This is a genomic window from Streptomyces fractus, from assembly GCF_049844455.1.
In the GTDB taxonomy this organism is placed as follows: domain Bacteria; phylum Actinomycetota; class Actinomycetes; order Streptomycetales; family Streptomycetaceae; genus Streptomyces; species Streptomyces fractus.
Genome location: NZ_JBMYHI010000002.1, coordinates 6,732,913 through 6,754,797, shown reverse-complemented (window position 1 = coordinate 6,754,797; position 21,885 = coordinate 6,732,913). Strand labels below are relative to the sequence as shown.

General features: G+C 71.2%; 18 protein-coding genes. 8 read left to right on the top strand and 10 right to left on the bottom strand.

What is annotated here, in order from left to right; genetic code table 11:
- Nucleotides 1-149: 149 nt before the first annotated feature.
- Both ACP4E5_RS32520 and ACP4E5_RS32515 read left to right on the top strand, forming a co-directional pair.
- Nucleotides 150-1,097 (top strand): dihydrodipicolinate synthase family protein, encoded by a 948-nt coding sequence (locus ACP4E5_RS32520; protein ID WP_425834963.1) that lies wholly within the window; start codon nucleotides 150-152, stop codon nucleotides 1,095-1,097.
- A gap of 36 nt (nucleotides 1,098-1,133) precedes the next feature.
- Nucleotides 1,134-2,615: a sialate:H+ symport family MFS transporter gene (locus ACP4E5_RS32515; protein WP_425834961.1), complete on the top strand. Its 1,482-nt coding sequence runs from the start codon at nucleotides 1,134-1,136 to the stop codon at nucleotides 2,613-2,615.
- Between the two features lie 54 nt (nucleotides 2,616-2,669).
- Here ACP4E5_RS32515 and ACP4E5_RS32510 read toward each other — a convergent pair whose 3' ends face one another.
- The 4 genes from ACP4E5_RS32510 to ACP4E5_RS32495 form a co-directional block, all read right to left on the bottom strand.
- The gene (locus ACP4E5_RS32510; protein WP_425834959.1) at nucleotides 2,670-3,362 is read right to left on the bottom strand and encodes a DUF2567 domain-containing protein; all 693 of its coding nucleotides are present in this window, start codon (nucleotides 3,360-3,362) and stop codon (nucleotides 2,670-2,672) included.
- Nucleotides 3,363-3,441: 79 nt separating this feature from the next.
- Nucleotides 3,442-4,278 carry an ABC transporter permease gene (locus ACP4E5_RS32505; protein ID WP_425834957.1) on the bottom strand — a complete coding sequence of 279 codons (837 nt, stop codon included), beginning with the start codon at nucleotides 4,276-4,278 and terminating at the stop codon, nucleotides 3,442-3,444.
- Nucleotides 4,275-5,255, bottom strand: coding sequence for an ABC transporter ATP-binding protein (locus tag ACP4E5_RS32500; protein WP_425841807.1), 981 nt, complete (start codon nucleotides 5,253-5,255; stop codon nucleotides 4,275-4,277). The genes ACP4E5_RS32505 and ACP4E5_RS32500 overlap by 4 nt, the downstream gene beginning before the upstream one ends.
- Before the next feature lie 625 nt (nucleotides 5,256-5,880).
- A complete protein-coding gene (locus tag ACP4E5_RS32495; protein ID WP_425834955.1) occupies nucleotides 5,881-7,143 on the bottom strand; it encodes an NYN domain-containing protein in 1,263 nt (420 codons plus the stop codon).
- 280 nt (nucleotides 7,144-7,423) lie between these two features.
- Here ACP4E5_RS32495 and ACP4E5_RS32490 point away from each other — a divergent pair, with 280 nt between their 5' ends.
- Complete coding sequence (locus ACP4E5_RS32490; protein ID WP_425834953.1) at nucleotides 7,424-7,597, top strand: hypothetical protein; 174 nt, start codon at nucleotides 7,424-7,426, stop codon at nucleotides 7,595-7,597.
- An 81-nt stretch (nucleotides 7,598-7,678) separates the two neighbouring features.
- On the opposite strand, the gene dnaE is transcribed toward ACP4E5_RS32490, so the two are convergent.
- A complete protein-coding gene (gene dnaE / locus ACP4E5_RS32485; protein ID WP_425834951.1) occupies nucleotides 7,679-11,218 on the bottom strand; it encodes a DNA polymerase III subunit alpha in 3,540 nt (1,179 codons plus the stop codon).
- A gap of 180 nt (nucleotides 11,219-11,398) precedes the next feature.
- Between dnaE and ACP4E5_RS32480 the strand changes: the two genes are divergently transcribed.
- From ACP4E5_RS32480 to ACP4E5_RS32465, 4 genes are all read left to right on the top strand, one after another.
- Entirely contained in the window at nucleotides 11,399-12,724 is a 1,326-nt protein-coding gene (locus ACP4E5_RS32480; RefSeq protein ID WP_425834949.1) for a DUF2252 domain-containing protein, read from the top strand.
- A 46-nt stretch (nucleotides 12,725-12,770) separates the two neighbouring features.
- Entirely contained in the window at nucleotides 12,771-13,469 is a 699-nt protein-coding gene (locus ACP4E5_RS32475; RefSeq protein ID WP_425834947.1) for a hypothetical protein, read from the top strand.
- A 69-nt stretch (nucleotides 13,470-13,538) separates the two neighbouring features.
- Nucleotides 13,539-14,390: a thioredoxin domain-containing protein gene (locus ACP4E5_RS32470; RefSeq protein WP_425834945.1), complete on the top strand. Its 852-nt coding sequence runs from the start codon at nucleotides 13,539-13,541 to the stop codon at nucleotides 14,388-14,390.
- Between the two features lie 86 nt (nucleotides 14,391-14,476).
- On the top strand, nucleotides 14,477-16,150 hold the full coding sequence (locus ACP4E5_RS32465) for an alkaline phosphatase D family protein (RefSeq protein ID WP_425834943.1): 1,674 nt from the start codon (nucleotides 14,477-14,479) through the stop codon (nucleotides 16,148-16,150).
- On the opposite strand, the gene ACP4E5_RS32460 is transcribed toward ACP4E5_RS32465, so the two are convergent.
- Nucleotides 16,147-16,716, bottom strand: coding sequence for a dienelactone hydrolase family protein (locus ACP4E5_RS32460; protein WP_385768826.1), 570 nt, complete (start codon nucleotides 16,714-16,716; stop codon nucleotides 16,147-16,149). The genes ACP4E5_RS32465 and ACP4E5_RS32460 overlap by 4 nt on opposite strands.
- Before the next feature lie 62 nt (nucleotides 16,717-16,778).
- Here ACP4E5_RS32460 and ACP4E5_RS32455 point away from each other — a divergent pair, with 62 nt between their 5' ends.
- A complete protein-coding gene (locus tag ACP4E5_RS32455) occupies nucleotides 16,779-17,885 on the top strand; it encodes a mechanosensitive ion channel family protein (protein ID WP_425834940.1) in 1,107 nt (368 codons plus the stop codon).
- A gap of 12 nt (nucleotides 17,886-17,897) precedes the next feature.
- On the opposite strand, the gene ACP4E5_RS32450 is transcribed toward ACP4E5_RS32455, so the two are convergent.
- The 4 genes from ACP4E5_RS32450 to ACP4E5_RS32435 form a co-directional block, all read right to left on the bottom strand.
- Nucleotides 17,898-18,644 carry an SDR family NAD(P)-dependent oxidoreductase gene (locus ACP4E5_RS32450; protein WP_425834938.1) on the bottom strand — a complete coding sequence of 249 codons (747 nt, stop codon included), beginning with the start codon at nucleotides 18,642-18,644 and terminating at the stop codon, nucleotides 17,898-17,900.
- 41 nt (nucleotides 18,645-18,685) lie between these two features.
- A complete protein-coding gene (locus ACP4E5_RS32445) occupies nucleotides 18,686-20,272 on the bottom strand; it encodes a Na+/H+ antiporter (RefSeq protein ID WP_425834936.1) in 1,587 nt (528 codons plus the stop codon).
- A gap of 126 nt (nucleotides 20,273-20,398) precedes the next feature.
- Nucleotides 20,399-20,878: a GNAT family N-acetyltransferase gene (locus tag ACP4E5_RS32440; protein WP_425834934.1), complete on the bottom strand. Its 480-nt coding sequence runs from the start codon at nucleotides 20,876-20,878 to the stop codon at nucleotides 20,399-20,401.
- The gene (locus ACP4E5_RS32435) at nucleotides 20,875-21,816 is read right to left on the bottom strand and encodes an RluA family pseudouridine synthase (RefSeq protein WP_425834932.1); all 942 of its coding nucleotides are present in this window, start codon (nucleotides 21,814-21,816) and stop codon (nucleotides 20,875-20,877) included. The genes ACP4E5_RS32440 and ACP4E5_RS32435 overlap by 4 nt, the downstream gene beginning before the upstream one ends.
- Between the last annotated feature and the right edge of the window lie 69 nt (nucleotides 21,817-21,885).

Below are 21,885 nucleotides of genomic sequence, written 5' to 3'. Positions count from 1 at the left end.
CGGGCCCCTCCTGTGATCTTTCCTGTGATCTGCCGGACTCTTCGAACCCTTGACAGTGTGCTCGACGGTGGCGCAATGTCGCCTCCAGGACGTAGGACATCCTACGTCCCATCTCCGTACACCGTCAGTTAACCGTGGAGACCACCGCCATGACTCTCCGAGCCCCGCTCCCCGCCCCCTTCCGCGGCGTCGTTCCGCCGCTGGTCACCCCGCTCACCGCCGAGGGCGAGGTGGACGTCGCGTCGGTGCGGCGGCTCGCCGAGCACCTCATCGGCGCCGGGGTGCACGGCCTCTTCATGCTGGGCTCCAGCGGCGAGACCGCCTACCTCACCGACGCCCAGCGCCGCACCGCCCTTGAGGCCGCCGTCGACGCGGCGGCGGGCCGGGTCCCGGTCCTCGCCGGCGTCATCGAGACGACCACGGCGCGGGTCCTGGAGCGGGCCCAGGACGCGGTGAAGGCGGGCGCCGACGCGCTCGTCGCGACCGCCCCGTTCTACACGCGCACCCACCCGGCCGAGATCGCGGGCCACTTCCGGCGGCTGCGCTCCGGCGCGGACCTGCCCCTGTTCGCCTACGACATCCCGGTCGCGGTGCACAGCAAGCTCGGCCGCGACACGATCCTCGAACTGGCCGCCGACGGCACCCTCGCGGGCCTCAAGGACTCCAGCGGCGACGAGGGCTCCCTGCGCCGCCTGCTCGCCCCGCTGCGCGCCGCGGCCCCCGCGTTCTCGGTGTTCACGGGCGCCGAACTGACCGTGGACGGCGCCCTCCTCGCGGGCGTCGACGGCGTGGTCCCCGGCCTCGGCAACGTGGACGCGCACGGCTACGTCCGGCTCTACGAAGCCGCCCGCGCCGGCGACTGGGACACGGCCCGCGCCGAGCAGAACCGTCTCGCCGCACTGTTCTCGATCACCGACGCCGGCGACCCGGCCGTCATGGGCGGCTCGTCCTCGGCGCTCGGCGCGTTCAAGGCCGCCGTGCACCTCCAGGGCGTCATCGACTGCCCCGCCACGGCCGCGCCGCAGATCCCGCTGGGCGACGCCGAGTTCGCGTACGTCCGCCGCCACCTGGTCGAGGCCGGCCTGCTGCCCGCCTGACCCCTCCTCTCCTCCCCCGCCTCCCTGGATTCGACGATGACTCCTGGCACCACCCCCGCGACCGCCTCCGGCCGCTGGTACTCCGACATCGGCCCCACCCGGTGGAAGTCCTTCTTCGCCGCCTGGATCGGCTACTTCCTCGACGGCTTCGACTTCGTCCTGATCACCCTCGTACTGACCGAGATCGGCCACGACTTCGGGCTCTCGGGGGTCGAGCAGGCGAGCCTGGTCTCCGGCGCGTTCATCACGCGCTGGCTGGGCGGCGCGGTCCTCGGCGCGCTCGGCGACCGCTTCGGCCGCAAGACGGCGATGATCGTCTCGATCGTGCTCTACTCGTTCGGCACATTCGCCTGCGGCTTCGCCTGGGACTACACGAGTCTGTTCACGGCGCGCCTGCTGATCGGCATGGGCATGGCCGGCGAGTACAGCGCGAGCGCCACGTACGTCCTGGAGAGCTGGCCCGCGAAGCTGCGCAACCGCGCGTCCGGCTTCCTGATCTCCGGCTTCTCGCTCGGCGGCGTCCTCGCGGCCGAGGTGTACGAGCTGGTGGTTCCGGGCCACGGGTGGCGCTGGCTGTTCTACATCGGGCTCTTCCCCGTGGCGATCGCGCTGTGGGTGCGGCGGGCGCTGCCCGAGGCGGAGGAGTGGCAGGAGCGGATCGGCGAGGCCGGTGAACGCCCGAACCCGTTCCGGCCGTTGTTCGCGACGCGCCGCCTCGCGACGGTCAACACGGTGCTCGTGGTCGTCGCGACGGGCTCCCTGTTCGCCGTGTTCACGCCGCTCGGCGGCGGCGCGGTACCGCTCCTGTCGGTCGTGGCGGCGGCCTGCCTGCTGGCCTTCACGGTCCAGCTGGGCGGGCGCAAGCGCTGGCTGCTGTACGTGGCGCTGACGGTGACCGTGTTCTGCGCGTTCCTGTACAGCTGGCCGGTGCAGGCGCTGCTGCCGACGTACCTGAAGACCGAGCTGGGCTACTCCCCCTCCGAGGTCACCGACGCCCTCTTCTGGGCGGGCTTCGGCACGGCCGTCGGCTGCGTCGTGGCGGGCTTCATCGGCGACCGGTTCGGCACGCGGCGCGCGTACGCGGTGACGCTGATCGTCGGCGTCGCCTTCGTCTTCCCGGTGTTCGCGGTCCACGACAGCCCGGTGGGGCTCGGCATCCTGCTGTTCTGCATGCTCGCCTGCATGCAGGGCATCTCGGGCCTGCTCCCCAAGTACATCGCGGGCCACTTCCCGACCGAGACGCGCGCGGCGTCCCTCGGCTTCACGTACAACGTGGGCGCCCTGGGCGGCGCGGTCGCCCCGGTGCTCGGCGCGCGGCTGGCCTCGGGCATGTCGCTCGGCCAGTCCCTGGCGATCCTGACGTTCGCCCTCACCCTGGTCGTGATCGTCCTCATCGGCTTCGACGTCCCGAACCGGCTGAGCCGCCTGGTGGACCGGGAGGGCACGAGGGACTACCTGGCCGAGGAACCACTCGCGCCACGCGGAAAGGTGAGCAACTCAAGCCCCGCCGGCGATTGAGGCGCGGGGCCCGGGGCAGAGCCCCGAGACCGCAACGCCGGTACGGCTGAGCCGCTACGGGGCCGTAGACGTGGCGGAGCCGTCCCCCTGTACCCCGTAGGGCGTCGCGAAGAACGGGTCCGGGTCCCGCGGCCCGAACAGGCCGGTAAGGCCCAGGTGTACGACCAGCGCGGCCAGCGGCCACGCGAGCAGCGCCCCCTTGGCCTTCAGCTCCAGGGGGGCGTCGAACACCACGCCCTTGCCGACCTCCTTGGCGTGCGCGGCGACGTTCTGCGTCGGCCCGAGCCAGATGCCGAAGCGCCAGGCGAGCACCCCGCCGAGCAGGCCGCCCAGGGCCAGCGCCACGACGAGCGGCACGCCCCCGCGCCTGCGCCACAGGAAGACGGCGGCACCGGTGACGACGCCGAACGCGAGCCCGAGCAGGGCGAACGTTCCGTCGATGCCGATGGCCTGCTCGCCCTCGGTGTCCTTGAGGTAGACCGCCGAGGCATCCGAGACCAGCGGGACCCGGGGCGCGAGCCACAGCCACAGCGCGCCGAGCGCGAGCCCCACGACCGCGACGCCGACCGTCACGATTGCGGCCTCACGCAGTTCGGCCCGCAGGCCCGGACCGTCCGCCTCGTGCTCCTGCGGGGCGGAGGGGGCGGGAGGCAGATGGCCTGTCATGGGGTCGGGGGCCTGCCAGGGGTCGCTGTGCCCGTTGTTGTGCGGGGGCTGATGGGGTGGCGGTGTCAGCGGTGCGGTCACCCTGCCATCGTGCCAGGCGTCGCTGTGCGGCGCGTCAGGGCCTGTCTGGAGTTCCCCCGCGGGGAACTCCAGACAGGCCCTAGCGGACGGCGGCCCGGCGGTAGGCCCACGTCGCCACGGCGAGCGAGGCGACGCCGACGGCCGCGCAGACGCCCAGGTCGAGCAGGACCACGCCCCAGTCGGGGCGGGCGGCGAAGGTCCGCGCGAACGCCTCGACCCCGTACGTCGACGGGAGCAGGTCCCGCGCCCACTGCACGACCTCCGGCATCCGGTCGGCCGGCAGCACGCCGAGCAGTAGCGCCGCCGACATGCCCAACTGGCCGAGCAGCGTCGCCAGTTCGGGCCGGGGCGCGAGCAGTCCGAGCGCGGCGCCGAGTCCTGCGAGCGCGGCGCCCGCCAGCGGGACCACCGCGGCGAGCACCCACAGGTGGGCGAGCGGCAGCTGGAACATCACGCAGCCGACGACCGCGGTGACCACGGTCCCCGGCACGGTGAACGAGGCGTACGCGCCCGCGGCGCCGAGCACCACGGAAGCGGGCGGCACCGGCAGCGTCGCGTAGTGGTCGAGCCCGCCGGCCGCCCGCAGCTGCCCGAAGTACTGGGCGAGCAGGTTCAGCGCGACGAACGCGACGACGAGCACCGCGGACCCGGCCACCACGGCCTGCGCCTCACGGCCGCCCTGCCCGACGACGCCGCGCATCAGGATCATGATGCCGATGCTCTGGAACGTCGCCACGAACAGCAGCGGGATCCGGGCCACGCGGGCCCGGCTGAGCTGCGCCCTGTAGACGGCGGCGAGCGACGGCAGGAAGCGGGCCCGGGGCGCGAGCCCCTCGTCGGCGGGGCCCGGCGCGGGCGCCGGGCGCGCGGGCGCGAGCTCGGAGGCGACCGCGGGAGCTGTGGGAACGACGCTCATGCCTTCACCAGGCCCTTCACACCGCTGCGGCTCCCGCCGAGCGCCAGGTACACGTCCTCCAGGCTCGGCGTCGCGAGCGTGAAGTCGTCCAGGAAGTCGAAGGCCGGGCCGCCGGTGACGGCGGCGACGGCGGAGCGGGCCGCGTCCGGTGCGAGCCGCAGCGACCAGCGCCGCCCTGATTCCACGGCGTGCGGGCGCAGCCGCGCCACCTCGTCGAGCTCCATCGGAGCCTCCTGGCGCCACACGAGTTCCACGCGCACCTCGCCGGCGACGCGTTCCTTGAGGCCCGCCGGGGTGTCGCAGGCGATGACGCGGCCCTGGTCGAGCACGGCCACCCGGTCGAGGACGGTCTCGGCCTCGATCACGTTGTGGGTGACGAGCAGCACGGTCGTGCCGCGCTCGGCCCGCCGCCGGTCGACGGCGCCCCACACGGCGCGCCGTGCGACGGGGTCCATCCCGGTGGTCGGCTCGTCGAGCACGAGCAGCGGGCGTTCCCCGACGAGCGCCGCCGCGAAACAGGCGAGCCGCCGCTGGCCGCCGGACAGTTTCTTGATCGGCCGCGAGGCGATCGGGGTGAGGCCGAGTTCGTCGAGGACGTCGTCGCGGGCGGCCCGCGCTTCCTTCAGCGGGAGCCCGCGGAGGCGTCCCGTGGTCTCGGCGGCCAGCGCGACGGTCAGCTCGTCCAGCGCGGTCGACTCCTGCCCGAGGTAGGCGAGGATCCGGGAGGCCCGCTCGGGGTGTCGCACGATGTCGTGCCCGAGGATCTCGACGCTGCCCGCGTCGGGGCGCATCAGCCCGGTCAGCTGCCGTACGAGGGTGGACTTCCCCGCCCCGTTCGGCCCGAGGAGCCCGAAGATCTCGCCGCGCCGGATGTCGAGCCGTACGTCGTCCGTGGCCCGGAGCTCGGGTGTGCCGGCCGCGCCGCGGCGCCCGCGCGAGGCCGGATACGTCTTGCGGAGCCCTCGCACCGCGCACACCACAGTGCCCCCATGACGCTTCGGGACGACGGCATCGGTGCGCATACTCACGAGGAACGAGCCTACGGGGTCCGGCGTTCACGATTGCACGCGGGGAGGGACATTTCCCACGCACGGCTCCGCCGTGGACCGGGCGGGCCACTTCGCCGCACCGCCGCCACGGAACGTTTCCGCCGCACCGGCGTCACAGCCTCGGGGCTCCGCCCCGGACCCCGCCTGTTTCCGCCGCACCGGCGTTGCGGCCTCGGGGCTCCGCCCCGGACCCCGCTGCTCAATCGCCGCAGGGGCTTGATTTGCACCCACTCGCCCCCTCCGGGTGCGTCGGCCCCACGGGGTGCCGCCACCGCCTTGGGTATCCGCCGCCGCCCCCGCTTCCCGCCCGTTGCGGTCGACCGCTCCCGCCTCTGGCAAATCGCCGCCACTCCGTCTCCTCACCCTTGGCCGTCGGCCGTCACCGCCTTGGCCCATCTGCCGCCACCCGCCTTGGGCAATCTGCCGCCTTGGGCGGCAGGGTGGGCAAGGCGGCACCACGGTGCGGCGCAACGGAAGCGGCGGGCGTCGACCCCGGTACGGCTCACAACCACGGCGCCGCGCAACAGCACCACCGCGCCGACCCGGCCCCCGGCTAGTCGGCCGCGGCCGCGTGCTCCGCGGTGCGGATGTCGATCTCCCGCCAGAACCCCGCCCGGATCGCATACCGGTCATGCTCGTCGATCTGGTCGTCCTTGTGCGCGAGCAGCCCGAACCTCGCCGCGTACCGCAACAGCTCACCGTCGATCCGGTGCGGCACCCGCGGATACATGGTCGCCAGCTTCTGCAACTGCGTCTGGTCCCCCAACCGCTCCCGCCACCGCCGCGCGAACACCTGCCCGACCTCGTACGGGTCCCCACCGATCGCGGTGATGTCCTCCTCCCGGTCGGCCCACCGCTGCTCCGCCGAGGTGAGCTGCGCCAGCGTCGGCAAGGACGCCACATCGGCCGGCTCCCCGCCGCCACCGGGCCGCTCGACCCAGCCCTTGTCGGACGACCACCGCAGCGTCGCGTTCGCGGGATGCTGGGCGACCTGCGCGACCTGCGCCCCCGGCCCGCGCAGCGCGGCGAGGTCCTTGGGCGTGGGCACACCCTTGGCGCCGCCCGCCGCCCGGTCCTCCTCGGACGCCGGCGGAGCCCCCGCACCGTTCTCGCCGTGCGCGGCCGGCGCGTGCTGCACGGGCGCCGCTCCCCCGGCCTCCTCCACGGAGCGCCCCGCGGAGGAGAGCGCCGACTCGGGCAGCGGCGCGGAGAGGATCGCGGCGATCTCGGGGCGCGGCACGTGCGGCGGGGCGCAGATCCCGCCGAGTTCCTTGGCGCGTACGGCCTTGGTGATCCAGACCCGGTCGAGCACCCGCCGCTCGTCGGCCTCCGCGACCAGGTCCTCGGACTGGTTGTAGTCGCCGTCGGCGGCCTGCACCGCCCACAGGTGGACGGCGACACCGTGCTCCTTGGCGGCCATCATGCCGGGCAGCAGATCCCCGTCCCCGGTCACGAGCACGATGTCCGAGCAGGCGCGGTTGCGGGCGAGTTCGGTCAGCTCGGCGTGCATCGCCGCGTCGACGCCCTTCTGCGCCCACCGCCCGTCGCTCCGGGTCAGCGCGCCGAGGCGGACGGTGACCCGCGGCATCACCCGCAGCCGCCGGTGCTCGGGCTGCGGCACCCGGTCGGGCGCCCCGTCGAACCAGTAGATGCGGAGCAGTTCCCGCCCGGTCTCGGCCTCGGCCCGCTCGCGCAGGCCCTGGATGAGGGCGGCGTGGTCGACATGGATCCGGGAGCGGGAGGGCTCTCCAGCGAGCAGGCTCGCCGCGGCCCCCAGCAGATATCCGGCATCCACCAGGACGATGCAACGATCCACGCGATCCACCCTCTTTCCGCCGACTTGCAAGGAGTCCGGACACGCTCCACGGGACGGCTCCCGCGGCTTCGCTTCGGGTTTCCTTCGAGTCTGCCCGACCGCGCGGGGGTTAACGGCCCGAACTGGATCTTCGGCGTGGCGGAAGCCGTGAACCCGGGGGTGCGCGCGCCCCACCGTATGCCGATTACGAGCCGTAATACTCCGAAATGCGTTCTTCCTCCGCCTGTGTGAATCTGAAGCCGGCCCTGGCCCCTAGATCCCCCGCAGGAGGCAGATCACCATGGCCAAGAACCGTAAGCAGAATCGTCATCAGCAGAAGGCGGCGGCCCAGGCCGCCGAGCCTCAGGAGCAGGCCCGCTCCTCGGCCATGGAGGCCCAGGCCAAGTCGGCTGTGGAGGCCACGCCGGGCGACGTGGCCCGTAAGCACCGCGAGCGCCGCTTCGGTCACAACTGAGGCGCCTCGTAGGGCAGTTGGCACACAGCGAGGGGCGCACCCGGAAGTCCGGGTGCGCCCCTCGCGCGTGTCTCGGTGCGGTCAGCCGGCCAGGCAGGACGGACCGAGCAGCACCTTCAGGTCGCCGTACAGCGCCGGGTCGGGCTTCACCCGGTGCCGGTCGAGCCGCAGCACCGTGGTCTTGCGCGGGCCCTGGAGCTTGATCCGCACCTCGCTGTCGCCCCGGTGGTTGGTGAGGATCTCGCCGAGCCGGCTGATCATCGGCGGGGTCACCTTCAGGGCCGGGATCGTGAGGATCACGGGCGCGTTGGTCCCCGCGTTCGACAGGTCGGGGACCTGCATCTCCATGGCGACCAGGCGCGGCACGTCCTCCCGCTTGTCGAGGCGGCCCTTCACGAACACCACGGCGTCCTCGACGAGCTGCGTGGACACCAGCTGGTACGTCGCCGGGAAGAACATGCACTCGATGGAACCGGCGAGGTCCTCGACGGTCGCGATCGCCCAGGCGTTGCCCTGCTTGGTCATCTTGCGCTGGAGGCCGGAGATGATGCCGCCGACCGTGACGACCGCGCCGTCGCCGAAGTCACCGCCGGTGAGCTGGCCGATGCCCGCGTCCGCCTTGTCGGACAGCACGTGCTCCAGGCCGAAGAGCGGGTGGTCGGAGACGTACAGGCCGAGCATCTCGCGCTCCTGGGCGAGCAGATACGTCTTGTCCCACTCGTCGGTGGAGAACTCGACGTCGAGGCCGAAGCCCGGCTCGTCGCTCTCCCCCTCACCCATGCCGCCGAAGAGGTCGAACTGCCCCTCGGCCTCCTTGCGCTTCACCGCCACGACGTTGTCGATCATCGGCTCGTACTGGGCGGTGAGGCCCTTGCGGGTGTGCCCCATCGCGTCGAACGCGCCGGCCTTGATCAGCGATTCCGTCGTCCGCTTGTTGCAGGCGGCGGCCTCGATCTTGTCGAGGTAGTCGGGGAACGAGGTGAACTTCCCCTTCGCCTTGCGGGCCCGGACGATCGACTCCACCACGTTCGACCCGACGTTGCGGACCGCTTCCAGGCCGAAGAGGATCACGTCGTCGCCCTGGGCGGCGAAGTTGTGCACCGACTCGTTCACGTCCGGCGGGAGGACCTTGATCTTCATGCGCCGGCACTCGTTGAGGTAGACGGCCGACTTGTCCTTGTCGTCCTTGACCGAGGTGAGCAGCGCGGCCATGTACTCGGCGGGGTAGTTCGCCTTCAGGTACGCGGTCCAGTAGGTGACCAGGCCGTACGCGGAGGAGTGCGCCTTGTTGAACGCGTAGCCCGCGAACGGGACCAGGACGTCCCACAGGGCCTGGATCGCCTGGTCGGAGAAGCCCTTCTTCTTCGCGCCCTCCTGGAAGAGGACGAAGTTCTTCGCCAGTTCCTCGGGCTTCTTCTTGCCCATCACGCGGCGCAGCACGTCGGCCTCGCCGAGCGAGTAGCCCGCGACGATCTGCGCGGCCTTCTGCACCTGCTCCTGGTACACGATCAGGCCGTAGGTCAGGCCGAGCGTCTCCTTCAGGGGCTCTTCGAGCTCCGGGTGGATCGGCGTGATCTCCTGCCGGCCGTTCTTGCGCTCCGCGTAGTTGATGTGCGAGTTCATGCCCATCGGGCCCGGCCGGTACAGGGCCGAGACGGCGGAAATGTCCTCGAAGTTGTCGGGCTGCATCTGGCGGAGCAGCGAGCGCATCGGGCCGCCGTCGAACTGGAACACGCCCAGCGTGTCACCGCGGCAGAGCAGTTCGAAGGTCTTCGGATCGTCCAGCGGGAGGTCGAGCATCTCCAGGTCGATGCCCTTGTTGGACCGCACCATCTTGACGGCGTCGTCCATGATCGTCAGGTTGCGCAGGCCCAGGAAGTCCATCTTCAGGAGGCCGAGCGACTCGCACTGCGGGTAGTCCCACTGCGTGATGGTGACGCCGTCGGTGTGCCGGGTCCACAGGGGTGCGTGGTCGACGATCGGCTCGCTGGACATGATGACGCCGGCCGCGTGCACGCCCATCTGCCGGACCAGGCCCTCGACGCCCTTGGCGGTGTCGATGACCTTCTTGACGTCCGGCTCGTTCTCGTACATCCCGCGGATCTCGCCGGCCTCGCCGTAGCGCGGGTGCTGGGGGTCGGTGATGCCGGAGAGGTCGATGCCCTTGCCGAGGACGTCGGCGGGCATGGCCTTGGTGAGGCGGTCACCCATCGCGTACGGGTAGCCGAGCACGCGCGCGGAGTCCTTGATCGCGTTCTTGGCCTTGATCTTGCCGTAGGTGCCGATCATGGCGACCTTGTCGGCGCCGTACTTCTCGGTCACGTACCGGATCACTTCGACGCGCCTGCGCTCGTCGAAGTCGATGTCGACATCGGGCATGGAGACGCGCTCGGGGTTGAGGAACCGCTCGAAGATCAGGCCGTGCGTGATCGGGTCGAGGTCGGTGATGCCCATGGCGTACGCGACGATCGAACCGGCCGCGGAACCACGGCCCGGGCCCACCGCGATGCCGTTGTTCTTGGCCCACATGATGAAGTCGGCGACGACCAGGAAGTATCCCGGGAACCCCATCTGGATGATGATGTCCATCTCGTACTCGGCCTGCTTCTGGCGGTCCTCGGGCACGCCGCCCGGGTAGCGGCGGTTCATGCCGACCCGGACCTCCTCCTGGAACCAGGTGACCTCCGTGAAGCCCTCGGGGATGTCGAACTTCGGCATGAGGTCGCGCTTCTCGAACATGCCGGTCGTGTCGATCTGCTCGGCCACGAGGAGCGTGTTGCGGCAGCCCTCCTGCCAGGCGTCCGAGGAGTCGATGGCGTACATCTCGTCCGTCGACTTCAGGTAGTAACCCGTGCCGTTGAACCGGAAGCGGTCCGGGTCGGAGAGGTTCTTGCCGGTCTGGATGCACAGCAGCGCGTCGTGCGCGGTCGCCTCGTTCGCGTACGTGTAGTGCGAGTCGTTCGTCACCAGCGGCGGGATGCCGAGCTTCTTGCCGACCCGCAGCAGGTCCTCGCGGACGCGGTGCTCGATGTCGATGCCGTGGTCCATCAGCTCCAGGAAGTACCGGTCCTTGCCGAAGATGTCCTGGTACTCGGCGGCCGCCTTGACCGCCTCGTCGAACTGGCCGAGGCGCAGGCGGGTCTGGAGCTCACCGGAGGGGCAGCCGGTGGACGCGATGATGCCCTCGCTCCACTGGGAGAGCGTCTCCTTGTCCATGCGCGGCCACTTCTGCAGCCAGCCCTCTGCGTACGCGTCCGAGGACAGCTTGAACAGGTTGTGCAGTCCCTTGCTGTTCGCCGCCCACATCGTCTTGTGGGTGTAACCACCGGAACCGGAGACGTCGTCGCGCTTCTGGTGCGGCTGGCCCCACTGGACCTTCCGCTTGTTGCGCCGGGACTCCGGGGCGACGTAGGCCTCGATGCCGATGATCGGCGTGATACCCGCCTTCTCCGCGGTGTGGAAGAAGTCATACGCCCCGTGCAGGTTGCCGTGGTCGGACATCGCGATGTGCGTCATGCCCATGTCGCCGGCGGCCTTGAACATGTCCTTGAGCCGAGCCGCACCGTCCAGCAGCGAGTACTGGGTGTGCACGTGCAGGTGCGTGAAGGGCGGTTTGGACACGGTGAGGGCCTCCGATGGCGAACGCGCGGCGACGGTTGAGGGACAGCTTGGAAGTCTACGACCGGTCACTGACAACGGCCGGGCACTCGGGAGTACGGTCGTGCGTTGGACAGACCAGAACATCTGTCCCACGCGTCGGTACGGCGCACCGGACCATCCCGCACCAGGAGGCACCCAGCGATGTCGGAACCGCAGCCCACCGCTGAGCAGCGCGGCGAGCAGATCCTCTCCGTCTTCGACACCGCGTTCGGCGAGCTCCTCGCCGCCGACCCCGCGGCCTTCCGGGTCAAGTTCCGCAAAATGGCGGCCTCTGCCTTCGCCTTCTACCGGGGCACGGCCTGCCTGTTCTACGGGGACGTGGAGCGCGAGCAGCACGGCGGGCCGTTCCTCGACGAGCGCACCAGCCGGGTGTGGATCCACGGCGACCTGCACGCGGAGAACTTCGGCACGTACATGGACTCCACGGGCCGGCTGATCTTCAATGTGAACGACTTCGACGAGGCGTACGTCGGCCCCTTCACCTGGGACCTCAAGCGCTTCGCCGCCTCCATGGCGCTGGTCGGCTACTCCAAGGCGCTGAGCGACGAGCAGATCACGGACCTCGTGCGCACGTACGCGGCGGCGTACCGCGAGCGCATCCACGCGCTGGCGACCGGCGCCAAGAGCGACGAGGTGCCGCCCTTCACGCTGGACACGGCCGAGGGCCCGCTCCTGGAGGCGCTGCGCGACGCGCGCTCGCTGACCCGCTTCGGCCTGCTCGACTCCATGACGGAGATCCGCGAGTTCGAGCGCCGCTTCGCCGAGGGCGGCGGCAGCATCGAGCTGGACGCGGCGACGCGCTACAAGGTGCTCGCGGCGTTCGACGGATACCTGGAGACGCTGCCGGAGGCCTCCCTCTCCCGCCCGGACTCGTACCGCGTGAAGGACGTGGTCGGGCGGCGCGGCATCGGGATCGGCTCCGCCGGCCTGCCCTCGTACAACATCCTGCTGGAGGGCAACAGCGACGCCCTCGAGAACGACGTCGTGATCTACATGAAGCAGGCGCAGACCCCGGCCGTCTCGCGGCACATCACCGACCCGGCGGTCCGCGAGTACTTCCAGCACGAGGGGCACCGCACGGTCATCTCGCAGCGCGCCCTTCAGGCGCACGCCGACCCGTGGCTCGGCTGGACGGAGCTCGACGGGGCCGGGCAGCTGGTCGCCGAGATCTCGCCGTACGCGGTGGACCTGGACTGGGGCGACATCGACGACCTGGAGGAGATCGCCACGGTCGTCGCCGACCTCGGCCGGGCCACGGCGACGATGCACGCGGCGGCGGACGACCAGTCCGGCGAGTCGCTGGTGCCGTTCTCCACCGAGCGCGCCATCGACGCGGCGATCGCCGCCGACGAGGAGGGCTTCGCGCCCCTCTTGGTCGACTTCGCGCACTCCTACGGGGCACGCGCGCGTGCGGACCACCAGATCTTCGTGGACCTGTTCCGTAACGGCCGGATCCCGGGACTGTGAAAGGTGCCGTGAATGCGCCCCCTTTAGGCATCGCCTACAGGAAGCCATGGCACACTCCTCCGCGATGGACGACATATCCGGGACCCAGCTACGAGTGACGCGCGCGGCGCTGTTCACGGCATGCGTCGTGACGCTGTCCGTCGCGTCGCACGTGCTGCTGTCCCGGGCCCCGCTGCCGCTCACGACGGTCGCCGCGATCGCCGCGGCCGTCTTTGTGATCGCGTACGCGCTGGCGGGACGCGAGCGCGGCTTCGGCCGGATCGCGGCCCTGCTCGTCCCGCTGGAACTGGCCGCCGACACGGTCTTCACGACCGGCCAGCACGTCTGTTACGGCCGGGCAGGCGGCCCCGTCGCGGGCCCGCTGCGCCAGTTCGGCTTCGACGTGCTGTGCGCGGGGAACGTGGCGACCCCGCTGGCCCGCATGACCGGCGGCAGCACGGACCGGGCCGCGGCCCTCTTCGCGCACACCGACCCGGCGGCCTCCTGGCTGCTCCTTGGCGCACACGTCGCCGTAGGACTGCTCGCGGCCGCCTGGCTGCGCCGCGGCGAGCAGGCCCTCGCCCAACTGCTGCGCGCGGTGGCCGCCTTCGCGTTCCGGCCGCTGCTCATCGCGTTCGCCGCGGTCACCGTCCGGCCCGGTCCCGCCGTGCGGCTGCCGCGCCCCGCCACGCGCGTACCGGCCTCCCGCACCCGGCTCTGGGTGCACTCCGTAGGACGGCGCGGGCCGCCGTGCCCCGCCGCCTGAGCCACCATCCGGCTCGGGCCCGGCACGGCAGGCCCCCATACGCATGTCACTCACCTACGGAGCACGACCATGAGCAAGCGCAACACCCAGCAGTCGAAGAACGCGGCCCGTGAGCGGCTGCGCGCCGAACGCGAGCGCCAGGCCAAGCGGGACAAGACGAAGCGGCAGACGATCGTCGGCATATCGATCGTCGCGGTCCTGGCGATAGCCGGCGGCGTCGGCTACGCGGTGATGCAGGCCAACAAGCCCTCCCACTGGGAGACGGCGATGGACGCCAAGTCCTCCGCCGTGAAGGCGCCCGCGCACACCTCGGGCAAGGACGGCACGACCGTCGTCATCGGCAAGGCCGACGCGAAGAAGACCCTGAAGCTCTACGAGGACTCGCGCTGCCCCGTGTGCGCCTCCTTCGAGCAGACGGTCGGCCCGACGCTCCACAAGGACGTCGAGGACGGCAAGTTCAAGCTCCAGTACATCGGCGGCACGTTCCTCGACGGCGACAGCGCGGCCAAGGGCGATGTCGGCACCAACGGCGAGGGCTCGAAGAACGCGCTGAGCGCGCTCGGCGCGGCCCTCAATGTGAGCCAGGACGCCTTCCTCGACTACAAGTCGGCGCTCTACTCGGCGAAGTTCCACCCCGAGGAGACCGACGACAAGTTCAAGGACGACGACTACCTGATCAAGGTCGCCGACACCGTGGACTCCCTCAAGAACAACAAGGCGTTCCAGAAGGACGTCACGGACGGTACGTACGACGACTGGGCCATGAAGATGTCCAAGACGTTCGACACCAACAAGGACCAGGTCACCGGCACCCCGAGCCTGGTCATGGACGGCAAGAAGCTGACCGGTTCGGACGGCCAGAACGCCCCGATGACCGTGGCCGAGTACAAGACCGCGACCGAGAAGGCCCTCAAGGGCTGACGGCCGGTCCACACGCAGACGAAGAGCGGGCGAACCTTTCGGGTTCGCCCGCTCTTTGTAGCTACCAGTCAGTAGTCTGACCGGCTGTGACCAGTCGACTTCATCAATCCGTTCCCAGAACCACGCCCGGCACCCCCGGTACCCCGAGCCGCCGTACGGTCGTCAAGGCCGCGGCCGCGGGCGCCGCGCTCGCCGCGCCGCTCACCGCCACCGCCCCGGCCCACGCCGCCGAGGCCCCCGCCTTCCTGCACGGCATCGCGTCCGGCGACCCTCTGCCCGACGGGGTCCTGCTGTGGACGCGCGTGACACCGGCCGCCGACGCGGTGCCCGGCTCCGGCAAGGGCGCCGACGTGCGGGTGACCTGGGAAATAGCCGAGGACAAGGCCTTCCGTCAGGTCGTCGGCCGGGGGGCCGTGACCGCGAGCGCCGCATCCGACCACACGGTCAAGGCCGATGTAAGGGGCCTGCGCCCGGCGACCGCCTATTACTTCCGCTTCTCCGTGGACGACGCCCGCTCCCCCGTGGGCCGCACCCGCACCACCCCCGCCGCCGACGCGTCCCCCGACGGCCTGCGCTTCGGCGTCGTCTCCTGCGCCAACTGGGAGGCCGGCTACTACTCCTCGTACCGGCACCTGGCCGCCCGCACCGACCTTGACGCGGTCCTGCACCTCGGCGACTACCTCTACGAGTACAAGACGGGCGAGTACCCGACCGCCGACTACACGGTCCGGCAGCACCGGCCCACCCACGAGATCGTCTCGCTCGCCGACTACCGCACCCGGCACGGCCAGACCAAGACCGACCCGGACGTGCAGGCGATGCAGGCCGCGCACCCGCTGATCGCGATCTGGGACGACCACGAGTTCGCCAACGACGCCTGGTCGGGCGGCGCGGAGAACCACACGCCGGACACCGAGGGCGACTGGGCGGCGCGCCAACAGGCCGCGAAGCAGGCCTACTTCGAGTGGATGCCGGTCCGCCCGTCCACCGCGGGCACGGTCTTCAGGCGGCTCCGGTTCGGCTCGCTCGCCGACCTCCACCTGCTCGACCTGCGCTCGTTCCGCTCCGAGCAGTCGAGCGTCGGCAACGGCGCCGTGGACTCCCCGGAGCGCACGATCACCGGCCGCGCCCAGCTCGACTGGCTGAAGTCGGGCCTCACCGCCTCGAGCGCGCGCTGGAAACTCGTCGGCACCTCGGTGATGATCTCGCCGGTCGCCTTCGGTTCGCTGCCCGCCCACATCGCGGGCCCGCTGGCCGAGCTGCTCGGCCTCCCGAAGGAGGGCCTGGCGATCAATGTCGACCAGTGGGACGGCTACACGCACGACCGCGCCGAACTCATCTCCCATCTGCGCGAGCACGCCGTCCGCGACACCGTCTTCCTGACCGGCGACATCCACATGGCGTGGGCCAACGACGTGCCGGTCAAGGCGGCGACGTATCCGCTGTCCCCCTCCGCCGCGACGGAGTTCGTGGTCACGTCCGTGACCTCCGACAACCTGGACGACATCCTGCACGTCGCCCCGGACACGCTCTCCACGGTCGCCGAGGGCGCCATCAAGGCGGCCAACCGGCACGTGCGCTGGCTGGACATGGACCGCCACGGATACGGCGTCCTGGACGTCACGGCCGAGCGGACGCAGATGGACTACTACGTGATCTCCGACCGCGCCGACCAGAACGCGACGTCGGCCTGGCAGCGCTCGTACCGCACCCGCACCGGCACCCAGAAGGTCGAGCGGGCCGACGCGCCCGTGGGCTAAAGGGTTTCGAGGAAGCCGAGCGCCACCCGCCAGGTGGCCTCGGCGGCCTCCTCGTCGTAGTCCGGGAGATCGGGGTCGGTGTAGAGGTGTCCCGCCCCGGCGTACCGGTAGACCTCCACGTCCGCTCCCGCGCGCCCCATCTGCAGGTACCAGGCGGTCAGCCAGTCGTCCGTCTCGAACGGGTCGGGCTCCGCGACGTGCAGCTGGACCGGGAGCTCGTCCACGGCGACGCCCTCCGCGATGTCGGACGTGCCGTGCAGGAGCAGCAGCCCCTTCGCCTTGTCGTCGCCGAGGGCGAGGGTCTGCGCGGTCGCGGCGCCGAACGAGAACCCGGCGTAGACGAGACCACGGTCGGAGTAGGGCGCGGCCGCCAGGACGGCGCGCTTGAGCAGCTCGTCCTTGCCGATCTCGTCCTTGAAGGCCATGCCCTCCTCGACGGTGTCGAAGGTGCGGCCCTCGAAGAGATCAGGGGTCCACACCTCGTGCCCGGCGGCCCGCAGCCGGTCGGCGGCGGCCTCGACGGCGGGCCGCAGACCGAACGCCGAATGGAAAAGCATGATGTTCATGGGCTCCATGGTGCCAGGGCCCCCGCAGGTTAGCCGCGCCCGATCCCGGTTACCGTCGTGGCATGGAGAACGTACTGCGCCCGCTGATCGTCATCGGTGGCTCGGTCGTGCTCACGCTGTTGGTGGGGTGGGCGGTCGACCGGTTGCTGCTCCGCACCGACCAGCGCCACCACGAGACGCCGCTGTGGGGGCTGCTGCGCCGCTGCCGGCTGCCGCTCCAGCTCGTGCTCTGCGCGGCGCTGCTGAGGGGCTCGTACGACCAGGCGGGCCTCGCGGAGAAGCACTACGGAGCCGTTGGAGAAACGCTCAACCTGGTGCTGATCGGCGCCACCGCCTGGCTCGCCGTCCGTGTCTCCTCCGCCGTCGTCGAGTCGTCCTACGCCCGCTACGCCACCGCCCAGCGCGATCCGGCCCGGGTCCGCCGGGTGCGCACCCAGGTCACCCTGATCCAGCGCGTCGTCATCGCGGTCGTCGGCGTGGTCTCTGCGGCCGTGATGCTCCTGACGTTCCCCTCGTTCAGAGCGGCCGGGGCCTCGCTGCTGGCCTCGGCCGGTCTGCTGGGCATCGTCGCCGGTGTCGCCGCGCAGTCCACGCTCGGCAACCTCTTCGCGGGCCTGCAGATCGCGTTCGGCGACATGGTGCGGATAGGGGACACCGTGGTCGTGGACGGCGAGTGGGGCACGGTCGAGGAGATCACTCTCACCTTCCTCGCCGTGCGCACCTGGGACGAGCGCCGCATCACCATGCCGGTCTCGTACTTCACGTCGAAGCCGTTCGAGAACTGGTCGCGCGGCGGCGCCCAGATGACCGGCACCGTCTTCTTCCACCTCGACCACAGCGCGCCCGTGCCCGAGATGCGCGAGAAGCTGCACGACATCCTGCGCGAGTGTGCCGCCTGGGACGGCCGCGACTGGGGCCTCGCCGTCACCGACACGACGCCCAGCACGCTTCAGGTCCGCGCACTGGTCACCGCCAAGGACGCGGACGACATCTGGACGGTGCGGGTCCAGGTCCGCGAGCAGCTCGTGCGCTGGCTGACCGATCAGCACCCGTACGCGCTGCCGCGGATCAACACGGCGACGGCCCTGGTCGCCCCGGACGAGATGGACTCCCTGCCGGACCACGTGCTCACCCGCAACGGCCATGCGCCCCGGACGGGCCGGGGCTGACTCCCCTGTGCCCTAACGCCCCAGGAACTCCCCTCCGTTGACCTGGATGATCTGCCCGCTGACATGGCCGCCGCCCGGTGACGCGAGCCACAGCACGGTTTCCGCGATGTCCTCGGGCCTGCCCGCGCGGCCGGTCGGGATGGCGTCGACCCGGCGCCGGTACTCCGCCTCGGGCATCGAGGGCCCGAAGAAGTCGGTGTCCTCGATGTAGCCGGGCGCGACGGTGTTCACCGTGATGCCGCGCGGACCGAGGGCCCTGGCGAGGTCGTACGTATATGGGTGCAGGGCCGCCTTGGCGGCGCCGTAGGAGCCCTGGTTCGAGCCGCGCAGCGCGGCGATGGAGGAGACGAACACGATCCGGCCGCCGGGCGAGGCCAGGTGCTCGCGCAGCGCCTCGGTGAGCAGGACCGATGTGAGCGTATTGATCCGGAAGTTGGCGTTCCAGTCGTGGGCGACGGCCTCGAGCGGATCGGCCCCTTGTGGGGCCGGGAGCGTCCGGGCGCCGAAACCGCCGGCGCTGTGCACGATCACGTCGACCGTCCCCTCGAACGCCTCGAGCGCGAAGTCGGCGGCGCCGCGCGCCCCTTCGACCGTGCCGAGGTCGGCCGGGTACTTCAGGGCGCCGGGCACCCCCGCCTTCTCCAGGACCTCGATCCGCCGCCCGACCAGCAGTACCCTGTCCCCCTCCGCGGCGAAGGCGTTGGCCGCCGCGAGCCCGATTCCTGTACCGCCGCCGGTGATTATCACGTTGCGTGCCATACACACGAGCCTAGAACGCCGCGCGGACCGTACGCCGACTTCTAACGCAAACTACGCACGTCCAGTTTCCTGAGTACGCGGTCGACCACCTCCGGGTCGGAGCCCGGTTCGCTGCGGGCCGCGAGGACCTCGTGCCGGGCCGCCGACATCATCTCGGCCTGGATCCGGCGGATCCGCTTGATCCGGGCGACCCGCCTGGTCTGCTTCTCGCGCCGCTCATCCGCGCCGATCTCCGGGTTGATGCGCAGGCCGATGTCGAACGCGCGGCGCAGCATCTGCTCCTGCACCTCCTCCGGCAGCTCCTCGACCTCCTCGATCTCCTTGAGCCGCCGCTTCGCCGCCTTCGCGGCGCGCACCGCGAGCTGCCGCTCGAACTCCCGCTCGGCGGTGTCGTCGCTGCGCACCCCCAGCTTCCGCACCAGCCACGGCAGGCTCAGGCCCTGCAGCACCAGGGTCGCCATGATCACCCCGAACGCGAGGAAGACGATCTCGTCCCGTTGCGGGAAGGGCGAACCGTCGTCCATGGTCAGCGGGATGGCGAGGGCCAGGGCCACCGAGGCCACGCCGCGCATTCCGGCCCACCACATGACGACCGTCTCGCGCCAGCTCACCGGGATGTCCTCGTCGACGTCGCGCCGCAGGTGCATCCGCCGGGTCACCCACGTCATCGGCAACAGCCACAACAGCCGTACGACGATGACGACCCCGACGACCGCGCCCGCCCAGCCGAACATCTCGCCCCAGCGGCCCTCCGCGGTCCTGAGGACGTTGTGCACCTCCAGGCCGATGAGGCCGAACGCGACGCCCGTGACGAGGGTGTCCACGACGTCCCAGAAGGCCCGCCCGGTGAGCCGCGTCAGCACGTCGTCGGCGTCGAAGGCGTGCTCGGCCAGGAACATGGCCGTGGTCAGGACCGCGAGCACGCCCGAACCCTTGAGCTCCTCGGCGAGTGTGTACGAGGCGTAGGGGATGAGGAGCGTGAGGCCGATCTGGAGCGTGGCGTCGCCGAGGTAGCCGATGAGCTTGTTGGCGACCCAGCCGAGCCCCCAGCCGACGGCGATGGCGACGACCGCGGACAGGACCAGGTCGAGCGCGGCCCGCGGCAGCGAGAAGGTGCCGCTGACGGCGGCGGCGATCGCGACGTGGTACAGCACGATCGCGGTCACGTCGTTGAACAGGCCCTCGCCCTCCAGGATCGACACCATGCGCCGGGGCAGGCCGAGTTGGCCCGCGACGGCGGTCGCGGCGACCGGGTCGGGCGGCGCCACGAGCGCGCCGAGCGCGACGGCCGCGGCGACCGGCAGGCCCGGCACGATGGCGTCGGCGACGAAAGCGACCGCGGCCGTGGTGACGAAGACCAGGGCGACGGCGAGCAGGAAGATCGGCCGTTTGTTGGCCGCGAACTGGCGCCAGGACGTGCGGTGCACGGCCGCGTAGAGCAGCGGTGGCAGCACGAGCGGGAGGATCAGATCCGGGTTGATGTCGACGTTCGGCACCGCCTGGATCAGCGCCAGGGCGATACCGAGCAGGGTCATCAGGACCGGGGAGGGCAGGCCGAGCCGGTCACCGAGCGGGACGGTCAGCACGGCCCCGAGCAACAGCACGAACAGCAGGGCCAATTGATCCACAGGGGACTCCGACCAGACTCGACGATCATGTGCGTTCCGGCCTCAAGAGTGCCACGCGCTTCAGATCAAACCGGTCTTTTTGGGCCCCGGGGCCACGGCGCCACAGGGGCGCGATGCCGCCGTCGGCTAGCCGAGCACCTTCCGCATCGCACGGTGGTCGATGCCGGCGTCGAGGAACTCCGGCCCGTACGCGACGTACCCCAGGCGCTCGTAGAACCCCAGCGCGTGCGTCTGCGCGTGCAGGTCCACGGCGGCGAGCCCACGCGCGCGGGCCGCGTCCTCGATGGCCAGCACCAGCGCCGCGCCGACGCCGAGGCCGCGCGCCGCCTTCGTCACCGCGAGCCGCCCGAGAGCGCCGACGTCCGCCGCCCCGCCGTTCTTCACGGCGGCGGCCTCGCCCGTCAGCAGGCGGCCGGTGCCGAGCGGCTCCCCGTCCTGCCGGACGGCGAGGACGTGCACGGCCCCAGCGTCGTAGGCGTCGTACTCGAGGTCCTCGGGCACCCGCTGCTCGACGACGAAGACTTCCTTGCGGACGGCGAAACAGGCCTGCCGGTCCGCCTCGTCCTCGGCGACGCGGGTCACGTACGCGGGCCGCGGGGTGCTCATGCGCTCTCCGCCCTGACCCGGTCGAGGGCCGTCTGCAGATCCTGCGGGTACTCGCTCTCGAACTCGACCCACTGGCCGTCCGCCGGGTGCTCGAAGCCGAGCCGCACCGCGTGCAGCCACTGCCGCGTGAGCCCGAGCCGCTTCGCGAGCGTGGGGTCCGCGCCGTACGTCAGGTCGCCGACGCACGGGTGCCGGTGCGCCGACATGTGGACGCGGATCTGGTGCGTGCGCCCCGTCTCCAGCTTGATGTCGAGCAGCGAGGCGGCGCGGAAGGCCTCGATGAGGTCGTAGTGCGTGACGGACGGCTTGCCCTCGGCGGTCACGGCCCACTTGTAGTCGTGGTTCGGGTGGCGCCCGATCGGGGCGTCGATGGTGCCGCTCATGGGGTCGGGGTGGCCCTGCACCAGCGCGTTGTACCGCTTGTCCGGGACGCGCTCCTTGAACTGACGCTTCAGCGACGTGTACGCCCGCTCCGACTTGGCGACGACCATCAGGCCCGAGGTGCCCACGTCGAGCCGGTGCACGATGCCCTGGCGCTCGGCGGCGCCGGACGTCGAGATCCGGTACCCGGCGGCGGCGAGGCCACCGATCACCGTCGTCCCGGTCCAGCCGGGGCTGGGGTGGGCGGCGACCCCCACGGGCTTCATGATCACGACGATGTCGTCGTCGTCGTGCACGATCTCCATGCCCTCGACGGGCTCGGCGACGATCTGCACGGGAGCGGGTGCCTGCGGCATCTCCACTTCCATCCAGGCGCCGCCGTGCACCCGCTCGGACTTGCCCACGACCGAGCCGTCGACCGCCACCTTTCCGGCGGCGGCGAGCTCGGCGGCCTTGGTGCGGGAGAAGCCGAACATGCGCGAGATGGCGGCGTCTACGCGCTCGCCCTCCAGGCCGTCGGGTACGGGCAGGGTGCGGACCTCGGGAATCGTGCTCACCCATCGAGTATGCAGGAGCCCACCGACACTCCCGCACATGAGCCCCGTGACCTGGGGCTCAGTCCCTGA

What these genes read in the sequence shown, in the direction of transcription:
- ACP4E5_RS32470 (WP_425834945.1), top strand. Translation starts at nt 13,539, where the DNA reads ATGAGCAAGCGCAACACCCAGCAGTCGAAGAACGCGGCCCGTGAGCGG.
- ACP4E5_RS32460 (WP_385768826.1), bottom strand. Translation starts at nt 16,716, where the DNA reads ATGAACATCATGCTTTTCCATTCGGCGTTCGGTCTGCGGCCCGCCGTC.
- ACP4E5_RS32440 (WP_425834934.1), bottom strand. Translation starts at nt 20,878, where the DNA reads ATGAGCACCCCGCGGCCCGCGTACGTGACCCGCGTCGCCGAGGACGAG.
- ACP4E5_RS32490 (WP_425834953.1), top strand. Translation starts at nt 7,424, where the DNA reads ATGGCCAAGAACCGTAAGCAGAATCGTCATCAGCAGAAGGCGGCGGCC.
- ACP4E5_RS32480 (WP_425834949.1), top strand. Translation starts at nt 11,399, where the DNA reads ATGTCGGAACCGCAGCCCACCGCTGAGCAGCGCGGCGAGCAGATCCTC.
- ACP4E5_RS32505 (WP_425834957.1), bottom strand. Translation starts at nt 4,278, where the DNA reads ATGAGCGTCGTTCCCACAGCTCCCGCGGTCGCCTCCGAGCTCGCGCCC.
- ACP4E5_RS32475 (WP_425834947.1), top strand. Translation starts at nt 12,771, where the DNA reads ATGGCACACTCCTCCGCGATGGACGACATATCCGGGACCCAGCTACGA.
- ACP4E5_RS32455 (WP_425834940.1), top strand. Translation starts at nt 16,779, where the DNA reads ATGGAGAACGTACTGCGCCCGCTGATCGTCATCGGTGGCTCGGTCGTG.
- ACP4E5_RS32515 (WP_425834961.1), top strand. Translation starts at nt 1,134, where the DNA reads ATGACTCCTGGCACCACCCCCGCGACCGCCTCCGGCCGCTGGTACTCC.
- ACP4E5_RS32520 (WP_425834963.1), top strand. Translation starts at nt 150, where the DNA reads ATGACTCTCCGAGCCCCGCTCCCCGCCCCCTTCCGCGGCGTCGTTCCG.
- ACP4E5_RS32450 (WP_425834938.1), bottom strand. Translation starts at nt 18,644, where the DNA reads ATGGCACGCAACGTGATAATCACCGGCGGCGGTACAGGAATCGGGCTC.